Source organism: Neobacillus sp. D3-1R (assembly GCF_052180215.1).
Taxonomy (GTDB): Bacteria; Bacillota; Bacilli; order Bacillales; family Cytobacillaceae; genus Pseudoneobacillus.
On the sequence record NZ_CP197471.1, the window covers coordinates 3,892,705 to 3,905,822 of the forward strand.

Below are 13,118 nucleotides of genomic sequence, written 5' to 3' on the forward strand. Positions count from 1 at the left end.
CAGAATAAAAGAGAGAATCGCGATGAATTCTCTCTCTTTTACATCATTCTTATTTTGAGTAATAATTTTCGATTCCTTTGTAGATCGCATCGGCATACATACTTTGAAAAACTTCAGAAGTCAATTTATTGCGATCATCTGTGTTGGAAAGGAAACCAAGTTCCACTAACACCGCAGGAATTTGGTTATATTTAATCACATAAAATCCGCTATCTTTCGTTCCTCTATCGTTCATGTCTACTTCAGAAACAATTTGCTTTTGAATTTCATAAGCAAGCGATTGGCTTTCCGCCCCATTTTCATTGTTTGAAGTATTGTAATACGTTTCTGTTCCTTTTGCCGTTGGTGCACTTTCCACAGAGTTGACATGGATGCTGACAAAAATCTCAGCGTATGATTCTTCCGCTACGTCAACCCGCTCTTGAAGCGACAAGAACGAATCCGTATCACGAGTCATTACAACATTTGCTCCAGCAGCACGTAATTTTTCTGCCACTTTCTTTGCGACACTTAGGACAATATTTTTTTCATAAATGCCATTATGATTCGTACCAGGGTCCTGGTAACCATGACCGGCATCCACGACAATAATCCGCCCTAATAATGGGGTGCTTGGATCAGGTGAATAAAGCTTCAAATACGATTTATATACATATCCAGTGATTCCATTATAGTTAACCATTGCCCAAAATCCGTCCATTTCCATGATATTTACCATCGTACCTGTTGGCAAACTTCCTAAAATGGTTGCAGTACCTGAAGCGGATTCACGAATATTTAGGGGTGTTTTTGAAGTCACTTTCCCTTGTGTCAAAACCGGACCAGTTACTTTCAGTCTAAATCCAGTGTCACTTGCCCTAGATAAAAAGGCGGAAAATTGCGCTCTTGAAATCAAATCCTCTGGCATAAATTGATAGTTACTTCCATTGGAGATTCCATTGTAATGTAATCTTTGAATGTAATCGTAAGCCCAATAGGTAGGACGAATATCAAAAAACACAGAGGTAGTAGGCGTGTATCCGTTGTAATCGAAATGATAAGCTTCTACAATGACTTTTGCCATTTGCGAACGTTTCAACGTATCAGCTGCTCCAAATCTACCATCATTATAACCTTTAAAAATACCAAGTTCGTAAGCTCTCTGAATATATCCTGCCGCCCAGTTGTTGACAGGTACATCTGTGAAAATTTGCGTAGTTACAGGAGCTTCCTTTTCCCCAATGGCTTCAATAATCATTTTTGCCGCCTGAGCTCTTGTCACCTTATCATCAGGGTGAAACGAAAACGTTCCATCCCCATTATCATAACCGTTAATGACCTTTAAGGATGATAGATGCTGAATATTTTGATAGGCCCAATACGTAGTAGGGACATCCACAAATGGAATCGGTTCACTAGTAATTGTATCAGCCGTTGATTGTACGGTATCGGATGATTCCTCCGCCATTTCCTCAGGTGGACAAACCGTTGAATCTACCTGTGAGCTATCCACGTTTTCCTCAGCCGGACAATCTGTTTGGGTTTGGGTAGCTGTTTCTTCCGTCACTTGTTCAGAATCTGACGTTGCTTGGATGGTACTGTTATCTACTTGAGCATCGGCATTCTCGGGAGAGGTTTCTACTGGCCCTAAAACAGTGCCTTCAAATTCAACGGTGTCGTCTACTGGTGTTCCAGTTTCTTCTGCTTGAACCCATTGTTGTGTTATTGGTGAAAAGATAAGCAAGAAACACAATGAAGCAAACAATAGTCGAACCTTTCTCTGCATATCTCGTCACTCCTTGTACAATTTCAACATGCATGTAGCATATCAAATGCTTGATATCAGTTAAATAGATGAATATTGGTAATTTTACTTTCGTAAAATACTTGGTAATTTTTCTGTTGAAAAATACTCGGTAATTTTTCTGTTGAAAAATACTAGGTAATTTTTCTTCGTAAATTTACTTCGTTAAAATTCGGTATAAGAAGGCACTGTATTGTGCTCTGGTAACAGTGTTTCCTGGCTTGAAGGTTCCGTCTGGGTAACCAGTGGTCACATTGTTGGCTGCTAAAGCATGAATTTGATTTTTCGCCCAATAGGTATCTGATACATCTGTAAATCCTTGATCATAAGTTCCACTTAATTTGTAGGCATTGACTAAAATAGCTGCCATTTGTGCTCTTGTTAGATTACCTTCCGGGTCAAAAATGTTGTTTCCTTTTCCACCCATCACTTTACTATTTACGACGGCTGCAATTTCTTTGTAATACGGATGTGTGGTAGGTACATCACTGAAAGGAAGAGTTGCTACATTTTTCAAATCAAGCTTTAAAGCTCTTGCTAATAAAACAGCTGCATGTGCACGTGAAAGCTTAGCCTCTGGTTGGAAGTTTCCGTTAGGATAACCACTGATAATCTCCGTTGATGCTAAATATTCAATTTCTGTCTTAGCCCAATAGTTTGCTTTTACATCATTGAACATAGGTTCTTTATAATCTGGAAGATAGACAGCTTGTAGCTTATCAAAATAAATCGTGCCACTTCCTTGTTTTTCTGCTAATGCTTCCGCGAGATATATTTGTTGAATAGAGATTGGAGTCGTTACATTCGTCGGAACTGCTGCTTCAACATACTTCCAACCCTTCCAATTCAATTTACCTTCATCTGTGAAGTTAATGGTGTATGACTGACCTGCATTATCTTGAATTTTTCCGCGCAGCCAGTGATTTTTGCCATCACCGTACACCCATAATCCAAGTTTTACTGGAAGTCCATCCACAGACAATTTATTTTTTGGAATCACATAGGCAGCCGCTGTCCCTGCTTCGCCAGTAGAAAAATCATAATCAAGCTTCAAAGAGGATAGACCATTTTTAACTGGTTCTGGACTTTGAACCGTATTGATTGTAGCACTTGCTCTTGCCACGGAAGTTGTCCAGTTTGAAACATCCTCAAAATCATCTAACACAATCGGCTCATCGGTTACGTTAACATTCGCTGACACAATCGAATTACCATATTTCGCTGTCACTACAGCAGAGCCTTTTTTCGTCGCTGTAAATACTCCATCTTTTGTAATCGTTCCAATATCGTTTGAAACAGACCATTCAACTAGTTTTTGATCATAAATAAGCGGTTGCCCAGATGCATCCAATGCGGATGCGGTAAATTTATGGGCTTGTCCAATCGTCAACACTGAATTTACTTCATTTAATGTGAAACGATCAATTGAATCGACTACTGACAAGGAAAGCTCTTGAGTGGCATTGCCAACTTGTACAATGATTTTCCCATCGCCTTTTTTCGCACCAGTGATCTTCATTCCAGATACTGTTGCCATATCAGAGGTTAATGAAATTTTTACATCAGATGTAGTAAAAGGTAAGCTATTAAAATATTGATCTAGGACATAATCGACTCCGATATCAAGACTTGAGCCTACTAAAAGCTTTCCTTCTTGTTTTTTAACCGCTTTTAGTTGAGTCGGCTCACCAATCGGAGACGTACTCACTGCTTGAAGGACGGTCGCAATTCCTCTTTCGAATCCATCAGAAGGGCGATTCATTAAGCTAACTTGATTTTGTCCATATTGACGAGCAGAAAGGGTTGTAGACCCACCACCGTCTAAATTAATCGCGCGGTCTGCTCCAAGTTTCACGAGGTATTCCGCAAACTCTCTAATTGTCATACCTGAGCTAATCCCTGGATTACGGCCATCTACGGTTACAAGGAACACTCGTTTTTTAGACTGGTCAATAGCAACTGCGGTACGAGGTGCACGTTCTCTTGCACGAGAGCTGTTTTCGTCCATGGTAATAAACACACTGCCATCCTTTACTAACATCGGACCACTTGCTAGCATGTATTGAGCATTCATCCATTTGGAATCAATGGCTAAGGAAACGGAAATTTGATCTCCGATAGTTAAGCTTTGTAAACGGTCATTCCACATCTTCCCTTTAAAAGAAAGCACGAAGCCGTTAGCTGGAATTTTTGTATTTGTGGTATCTCCATATGGACGTATCTGTTGGATTTTCCCTGTTAATTGATCACCGAATTTAAGCGGTTCATTTAATTTTTCCTGATCCGTTACAATAACGAATTCGGTACCGGTTGAATTGGTATTGGTATAACCATCATCATTTGAAGGGGTATAAAGAATTAACTCATCATTATTTCGGATACGATTCATCCCTGATAATGGATAGTTTTTATCTTTATATTGAACTCTCATATTTAAATTATAATAATCTATTTCTGGTGTTCCATCCGCTAACACCCCAAAGGTAATCGGTTCATTGACATACTTATCCGTACCGTCTGATACAATCCCCGCATTATAAAGGGCATTATCTTTTGCGATGAGATACATAGGCACCCGATTTTCAAAAAAAGAACCATTGACTGCACCAACAACACGATTTCCATCTGTTCTTGGTAAATTAGCTCTTGATGTTGTCGTCATGAGCTTATTAATCGGGTTTGGTATCCCGACTTCAAGTTTCGTATATGGATCAGTCGTATTAATATCTAATATATTAATAGATTGATTGCCACCAGCGTTTTGATAGGCCGCATTAGAATACGTGACACCTGATGACACTTGGAATTGCTCCTTTATTGTTCCTGGAAGCGTACTTGCTGCTTGTGTTGACTTTCCAGGGACAAAACTGATCATTAAAGCAGCAATAACAGCCATCTGCAATAATTTTTTCACTTCTACTCCCCCTAAGGTGTTTCTTATCTATTTGTTAATTATTTGGAAAAATAATTCTATACCTTACCCATCTTAGCAAAAATTGTCGTAAAACTCTATCAAACCTTTCTCCTAATCTGGCAAAATACGACTTTTTTTCCTAAGTTTTATAGACATAGATACTAGTTAATCCACTATTTTGACGAAATTTGTTGGGAGATGGTTACAAAAAAGTTTGCTTTGTAAATTGCTTTTTCACTCAATTGAATACGCAAAACGATAGTGGTGATATTTTTGTTTTATTATCGGACACTGAATCCGCTATTCACGTAAAATAAACGTATTTTCATAGGTTTGCGGACACTGGTTCCGTTATTCACTATATTTCAATAGAAAAAAGCTTACTTTTGGGGTAATAACGGAACCATAGTCCGATAATCCTCTAAAAACAGACATTTTCATGAAATAGCGGAACGTGTGTCCTTTTCTATTAAACGTTTTTTATACCAGCTAAAAATAAAGAACAAAAAGACCCCTACCCATGTTGGGCAGGAGTCTAAATGTTATTTTTTATAAAGTTTATGTCTAAATGCATATGCACCTAGAATCACAAAGTAGTAAAGGGTAAACAGTTTCAATTCCCAAATATTGTAATACATTCCCATTATGCCGGTTGAGAACCATAGGGCAATCATGAAATCTGAGAAGTGATCGTCGTCTTTGCGTCGCTTCCAGAATAAGAATAGTAATCCTAGTAGGAAGACAGCAAATGCGATGACCCCGAATACTCCTGTTTCTGCGATAACTTGAATATATTGGTTATCAGAGTAGAAGTACTTACCTCCATAGATATCGGAACGTATTCCATAATGCGGGTAAATCGGAGACCCATAAGATAAGGTCGCTGAGTCACCAAAGGTCGCAAAACCTGACCCTAATACAGGGTAATCCTTAAAAACCTCAAAGCCTTTTTTAATATAATAAATGCGGCCACTTTCAACCATCAAGTCTAAATTATCTTCATCAAACGTCCCTTTTAAACGGTCTGAAATTCCACCTGCTCCACCACCAGGTCCTTGTAGGCCATAGGTTTGAATTAGTTGAACTCCATAATTGACTGGTAAAAAGACAAGGATGAATCCTAATATTCCTGATATGACAATCGGTTTAATGAGAGCCCATTTCTTTGATAAAAGAAGATAGAAGACAAGACCTACTACTAAGGCGATCCAAGTACCGCGAGAATAAGATAGAAGTAATATCCCAGTAAAAAGAACAAGCAGGAAGTATAGTAACTTTCTTTTTCCCACTTTTGCTTCATACATCAGATAAAGTACAGAAACAATGGCAAATCCTATAAAAATCGCTAAGGAATTCGGATTCCCTGGCATCCCGTAAATTCGGACGATATTTGTAGCGGATAATACCTTTTGGCTCCATGCTTCTGGTAATAACCATTGTCTTAAAGTAAGCTTTTCGATGATGCCATGAATACTTACGATGACACCGCCAAAAATGGTCACCCAAGCGAAATCGATATAATCTTTTTTCTCAATGTTCATTCTCGAAACAATGAAATATAACAAATACATGATCAGGAAAGTTCGTAATTGAAAGATAACAGCTCCAGGAGAAACTCCCATCATTAATCCCACAAAGGAACCAATCAGTAAGAAAACAAAGAATCCCCATTCAAAAGGTTGAAAACAAAACCACGATTTCCAATCTTTTCGAGTGTCGTATAAAACTTTTAATAAAACAATAAACGTTACGACATCCCCTATCAGCTTTAATCCCGAATTCATCTCGATTAAGATGGGGCGAATTGGTACATATAAAAAGAGAAGCAGTACGGCTTGCTTTGGTTTAAAAAAGGAAAATGCAGCAAAGGCTCCTGTAACCAATACAAGTGAAATCATCTTTGGTAAAAACATCCCTATTAATAATAGGAAAAAACTTGCAAATAAAAAACTATACGATCGTAAATTCAATTCCATCGTTTTATTCTCTCCAATGTTTGCTCTTATAAATTGACATATCCTTTTCAAATATACCTTAGTTTTTCCTCATTCGTCAAAAGCAATTTACTGGCAGATGTCTAATTAAGGTGGAAAAAAAGTTTTATCATTAAAATGAAGTAAAATGTTCCCATTAGTATTCCATTAAAAAGAAAAGGTTATGAGTCATTGGTACTTTCCCCTTAACTTTTCCTTCCGTTTGTCGAAATAAAAATAAAGAATGATTTCGACAAAAGAAAGGGAGTAGCAACGATGTTAAAGCGCATAGGGACCCTGTTATTATGTATTCTCCTTGTGATTCCAGCCTCTTCCATTCATGCACAAGAAAAAAATCTTATCAGCAAAGAATGGATATTATATTTTAACACCATACATAAAGCATCTCAATTTCAACATGATTTCAACGAGCAAGTCCTATCTCGATCCGAATCGGTTATAGAGGCAACTTTTACTGAAAAAAAGCTAGATGAAATCCTGCATACTCATCCCGAAATAGTAAAAGTAGAAGAAAATCTTCAAAAAGCGTTAACCGGCTATATCGGTAAAGATGATCCTTATTATCCAGAGCAGTGGGCATTAAAGAAAATTGCTTATGATGGTTCTGGACTAGCCAATCAATCTTCACTAAATCAATTAATCGGAAAAACCATCACAATGGGAAATGATTCGTTTTTATACGAAGAGAAGCCTTTTTCAGGTACCCATTTCATAATCAATTTAGAATCTGAGCACATAAGACGACTATCCGTTGAATTAGCAAATCCACAGGGGAACTGGAAAGTAGAAGTTAGAGATAAACAAAACCAATTAATTACTCAAAACACTTCCCTTTATAAAAAAATCGATTTACTATTGCCAAAAAATCTACCTGATACGTCATTATCTATTTCTTTAATAAAGACAGAGGGCTGGAGCGAGAATCCCATCATCAAAAAGCTTACAGGTGTTTATTCGGCAATCGTGGCAGTGATTGATTCCGGAGTCATTGAACATGAGGATTTTTGCGATAATATCCTTTATAGTTTAGGGAAGGATTTTCGCGAAGGAATGAGTCAACCGATAGATACAAACGGCCATGGTACCCATGTGACTGGGATCATTGCTGCTTGCAGTCAAAATGGCATTGGCATAAGTGGTGCTATTGGAGGCGCATTAGTAGATGTCATTCCCTTAAAAGCACTGAATAAGGATGGATTAACGGATGACTATACCTTAAGTAGAGCCGTCCAGGAAGCCATTGATTATGATGTCGATGTCATTAACCTAAGCATTGCTGGAAAAGGAACGACGGAATTTTTTGAAGATACGGTCATGGAAGCTTTACAAAAAGGCATAGCCGTTGTAGCCGCTGCCGGTAATGGTAATGAAGATACTTCTGATGTCTACCCCGCCAAATTTCCAGGAGTGATTACCGTTGCGGGAATTGACCAGAACAACGGTAAAGTCAAAAGGTCGAATTTCGGTTGGGAAGTGGATATCAGCGCACCCGGCATCAATATTTTAAGCACGTACCTGTCACCTTCCTACAAGGAGTTAACAGGGACTTCGATGGCGGCACCGTACGTAACAAGTGCTGTTGCCTATTATAAAAGCTTACACCCTGATCTTGATTTTATTCAAATCAGAAGAATGTTGGCGAATTCCGCTCTGGACATAGGCGCAAAGGGGTATGACATTTATACTGGTGCAGGATTACTTCAACTATCTAATTCTATGGAAGAAAAGGAACAGATGGATTGGTTAAATTTAAAAGATGGACAGCCAATCGATGATAAACAGCAAATCGTAATAGGTTTTTCAGAAACGTTATTAGGCTCTACTCTTTTAGTTTTTAAAGATGAAAAGTTCCTTTTAACCAAAAAAGTCGAAAAGATGATCGAAACGATTTATATCAATCCGGAACTTTTCACTCAGCACGATACGCCTTTAACCGCCGTTGTTGTAAATGATAAAAATCAAATATTGGATATGTCTAGCCTATCCGTTGTAAATACAAAAAGCGTGATCAAAACAGGCGCTTTCACCGATATTCCGAACGATTTTTGGGCTTATAAAGAAATCACAAAAGCCTATCAAGAAAAGCTCATTAATGGATATTCCGATGGAACCTTTAAGCCATCTGAAAATATCGGGAGACGTCATACGATGATGATGTTAAGTCGTTTATTTCCAGAAAAGCTTCCAGTGTCCATGAATATCCCATTCCAAGATGTTTCATTCACAACTCCTGGAATATTGCCGATTCTAATCGGAAGTGAAAATGGCATGATTAAAGGGACCAATGGCCATTTTAACCCGGAGAAAAAAATTACGCGGAGCCAAGTTGCGTTAATATTGGCAAGAGCTCTAGGAATTGATGAAGGTAGTGTAACGAATAGGTATCCTTTTAAAGACATTCCAAAAGATGCTGAATACGAACAAGCTGTACAACAGTTAGCAGCAAAAGGAATCATCTCAAAGCAGGAATACTTTCATCCTAACGCTCTCATCACAAGAGCACAATTTGCGGCAATGTTAACAAGAACGATGGAATTTATGAATAAATGAAAAAAGGGGGTCAGTCCCCCACCGCTTTAAAGCGGTGGGGGACTGACCCCCGGTGCGTTAATGTGTTAAAGGGTTACTTTTTTGCTACTACCTTTTTCAAATGAGGTTGAGCTAATACGGCAAACGATTCTTTTGATGAAGTAATAACTACTTTTGTTTTCGTTTGAATTTTTTCATAAAGATTCCGAACATCCTTATTGTGCATACGAATACACCCAGCTGAGACATATTTACCAATTGAGTTCTCATTATTATTTCCATGGATTGCATACGGATAAGCGCCTTTTTCCTTCACGCTCAATCCTAGCCAACGATCGCCTAGCGGATTTTTAGGGTCTCCCCCTTTTATACCCAATTTATAATAGGGACGATTCTTTATTTTCTCCCGAATATAAAAGCTACCTTCCGGAGTAAGTTTTGATGTTTTACCCGTCGCAACAGAGTATGTTTTGATCAACTTCCCATTTTCAAAAAAAGCAAGCTGATTGGTTTTTTTGTTAATAATAATAAGCTGGTCCTTAACAACAGCTCCTTCTGAAGGTACAGGAGCATTTAAAACTCCAAAACTAAAGATGATTAAAAAAATAACGATTCGTTTTAACATGTATTCACCTCTAAATATTTCTAAAAAAATGTGATGGACAGCACCCTTTTAGGTACAGATTCCATTTTTAGCTCCATAGTCTCCAATACCCATTACCATTTACGTATAAAATTGGATATTTCTTCTATACACCACAATTATATATTGTATAATACTATTTGTGCATTTTTTGTATAATCGTAGAAATATTTTTGTAGTTTTGGAGGTTTTCATGTCAAAGATTCTAAGAATAAGCATCTTACCTATTTTCCTAGTTTTTTTCCTAAGTATTTTTTCCAACCATAGCTATGCGATATCTCCCATTAAAGCACCTCATATTAAACAAATGCCTGAATTACCAAGAGGCTGTGAGGTCACAAGCTTAGCCATGATGCTTGAGCACGGAGGGATAAAAGTGAATAAAATGCAGTTAGCCAAAGAGGTGCAAAAGGTTCCTTATAAAAAGAATGGTTTATACGGGAACCCTTATGATGGGTTTATCGGAAATATGTATACGTTCAATGCCCCTGGTCTTGGAGTCTACCACGGTCCTATTCAGGATTTAGCTGAAAAGTATCTGCAGAATCGGGTGGTTAATTTAACAGGACATGATTTTTCTTATGTTTACCAAATGTTAGATCAAGGACAACCAGTATGGGTAATTACAAACTCATGGTTTAAAAGACTTCCCTCTTCTCAATTTATCACTTGGCAAACGAGCACAGGGCCTTTAAGAATCACTTATCGCGAGCATAGCGTTCTTGTGACGGGATACGATAGCAAATATATCTATATTAATGACCCGTTATACCCGAAAGCCAATCGTGCCGTGAAAAAACAAGACTTTATTGATTCATGGAATCAGATGGGCAAGCAAGCCATTAGCTACTATCCCAAAAATACAAACTGGTATATTGATACATTCAAACATCCTTACACGAAGGAAATCCAACAATTAAGCAAATTAGGGTTTGAAAGCTCATTAGAAAACGGTTTTTACCAACCGGATAAAATCATAAGTCGGCTGGAAACAAAAAAACTGTTTTCTAAGATTTCGGACGAAGGATCTCAATCAAATAAATCAGGAGCTGCTTTTTCCGATAAAGGAAACCTCACGAAATCTGATTTAAGTAGATTACAAGTTGAAACGTTTGATTTAGATATAGAGTCATCAACGTCCGAGCCATCCATTACGGATGTACCTAATAATCATAAGGACTTCCCTTATATTCAAGCTGTTTCCGATTCAAAAATCATTCCTATTAACCAAGATGGTTCCTTTAAACCAAATCGACCTGTTACAAAGGGAGAATTAGCTTCGATTTTAACGAAAGCCATCAACATGTTTTGGTACGAAGATACGTTAAACCACTGGGCCCGAGATGAGATATCTTACCTTAAGCGCAACGGAATTGTGAAAGGAAACTCTCCAACAACGTTTGGACCCAATGAACCCATCACAAGAGCTCAAGCAGCGGTTATTTTAGACCGTGCTTTACAGTTAGATTCAACGAATGCTAAAAAATCGGATGGGAGCGCCTCATCCATTACTAAGATGGTTCAACTTGGATATTGGAATGAGAACACAGCCACGGAACCAACTAAACCATTAATGAAAAAAGAAATGGCCCAGCTGCTTGCAACCAGCTTCCAATTAAACAGTCCAGAAACACCACAAACTTTTGAAGATGTCTCTCCTTCATCCGAATTTTATGATTACATACAAGCATTAAGTGGCACTCGAATGATTTCAGCCGGAAGTCAATTTAATCCTGAAAAACCCGTGACGAGAGCTCAATTTGCATCTCTTTTAGCAAAACTATTAATCGCAAGAGACAAGATTGATAGCAAAACAGGAATATAATGGGTTATGATAGAATCTAATAAATAAGTAAAATATTAATTAAAAAGGAGATGCACTCATTGAATTTTTTTAAGAAAAGTAGTTTCATCCGTGGTTTAGTAGCCTTTGTTTTCCTATTAGGGATTTTCACCCCTCTTCAAAGCCAGGCAGCAGCTGCCAAAATTAGTTATGTGGCCCTTGGCGATTCTCTAGCGGCTGGTCAATTGCCGTTCAAAACGGAAGATGGAAAAGCAACCTTCGATAAAGGTTATAGTGGGATATTTTCCGAATATCTCGAGGAGCAAGGTTTACTTGGAAGCTACACAAACAAGTTCGCTAAATCTGGATATACAACCGAAAATGTTTTACTCGACATCCAGGCTAACAAAGAGGTCGAAGGACAAAAAATTCAAGATGCATTAAAGACAGCTGACATCGTGACAATTACCGCTGGGGCAAATGATCTTTTACACGAAGCAGATATTAACGTCGAAAAAGGTACGATTACCATTGAGCCTCAAGTAGCTTTAAAAACCGTTCTAAAATTACAATTAAATTTAGTGAACACGATAAAAGCAATTCAAACACTGAACCCAAAAGCAGAAGTATATGTTTCAGGCTATTACAACGCATTTCCTTACTTAGATGAAGAGCAAGAAACACAAATATTGAAGTTGATTGGCATGTTAAATAGCGGGATTAAAACATCTGCTGAGAACAATAACGCCATTTTTGTTCCAATGATAGGAATATTTGATACCGATCCAAAAGCATTTTTACCAAATCCATTAGATATTCACCCATCCATACTAGGATATAATGTGATGGCACAATCCTTTATCACGGCTTTCAATAGCCAACCAAAAACCGTTGAATTTGATGATGTTTCCGAAAACCACTTTGCTTATAAAGAAATTCAATTATTAGTCCAACAGAAAGTCATGACAAGCCTTTCGGAAAAAGCCTTTGGCCCAGGCCAAGCCATTACGCGCGCGGATGCAGCACAGGCACTATTCAATATTTTACCGTTTGACAAATCCATTCCAGAAGACCCTGGATTCACAGATGTTCCAACATCTCACCCTGCTTACATGGCTATCGCAAAGCTAACAGCAGCCGGTGTATTCACAAAAGCAGAAAAATTCAACCCAGATGCTTCATTAACGAGAGCACAAATGGCTAAAATTTTCACCCTTGCTTTTAAATTAAAAGCAATACAATCGTCTACTTTTACGGATGTTACAGGCTCTAGTTGGGCAAAAACCTATGTGGATGCAATGCTTTCTGCAAAAGTAACCACAGGTTATCCAGATAACACATTTAAACCAAACCTTGAAACATCGAGAGCCCATTTTGCCGTGTTCTTAGTAAGAGCAGCTGGGTTAAATAAGTAGGTAGGAATCTGGAAACTCATCAAACTGGTGAGTTTCCTTTTTTTGTTTGGTATTCAA

Annotated in this window: 7 protein-coding genes; 3 read left to right on the plus strand and 4 right to left on the minus strand. The window is 38.0% G+C overall.

Annotated elements, in window-relative coordinates; all coding sequences use genetic code 11:
• Positions 1 to 49: 49 nt before the first annotated feature.
• The 3 genes from ACSBPO_RS19915 to ACSBPO_RS19925 all read right to left on the minus strand — a co-directional run bounded on the left by ACSBPO_RS19915 (position 50) and on the right by ACSBPO_RS19925 (position 6,673).
• Positions 50 to 1,765: an N-acetylmuramoyl-L-alanine amidase gene (locus ACSBPO_RS19915; RefSeq protein WP_442596386.1), complete on the minus strand. Its 1,716-nt coding sequence runs from the start codon at positions 1,763 to 1,765 to the stop codon at positions 50 to 52.
• Positions 1,766 to 1,940: 175 nt separating this feature from the next.
• Positions 1,941 to 4,697, minus strand: a complete 2,757-nt coding sequence (locus ACSBPO_RS19920; RefSeq protein WP_442596388.1) for an S-layer homology domain-containing protein — start codon at positions 4,695 to 4,697, stop codon at positions 1,941 to 1,943.
• Between the two features lie 542 nt (positions 4,698 to 5,239).
• A complete protein-coding gene (locus tag ACSBPO_RS19925; RefSeq protein WP_442596390.1) occupies positions 5,240 to 6,673 on the minus strand; it encodes an O-antigen ligase family protein in 1,434 nt (477 codons plus the stop codon).
• 273 nt (positions 6,674 to 6,946) lie between these two features.
• On the opposite strand from ACSBPO_RS19925, the gene ACSBPO_RS19930 reads away from it, so the two are divergent.
• On the plus strand, positions 6,947 to 9,241 hold the full coding sequence (locus ACSBPO_RS19930; protein ID WP_442596392.1) for a S8 family peptidase: 2,295 nt from the start codon (positions 6,947 to 6,949) through the stop codon (positions 9,239 to 9,241).
• A 73-nt stretch (positions 9,242 to 9,314) separates the two neighbouring features.
• Here the strand turns inward: ACSBPO_RS19930 and ACSBPO_RS19935 are convergent, their stop codons facing one another.
• Positions 9,315 to 9,845, minus strand: a complete 531-nt coding sequence (locus ACSBPO_RS19935; RefSeq protein WP_442596394.1) for a L,D-transpeptidase — start codon at positions 9,843 to 9,845, stop codon at positions 9,315 to 9,317.
• Positions 9,846 to 10,056: 211 nt separating this feature from the next.
• On the opposite strand from ACSBPO_RS19935, the gene ACSBPO_RS19940 reads away from it, so the two are divergent.
• Positions 10,057 to 11,688 (plus strand): C39 family peptidase, encoded by a 1,632-nt coding sequence (locus ACSBPO_RS19940; RefSeq protein ID WP_442596396.1) that lies wholly within the window; start codon positions 10,057 to 10,059, stop codon positions 11,686 to 11,688.
• Positions 11,689 to 11,747: 59 nt separating this feature from the next.
• A complete protein-coding gene (locus ACSBPO_RS19945) occupies positions 11,748 to 13,061 on the plus strand; it encodes an S-layer homology domain-containing protein (protein ID WP_442596398.1) in 1,314 nt (437 codons plus the stop codon).
• The last annotated feature ends 57 nt before the right edge of the window (positions 13,062 to 13,118 follow it).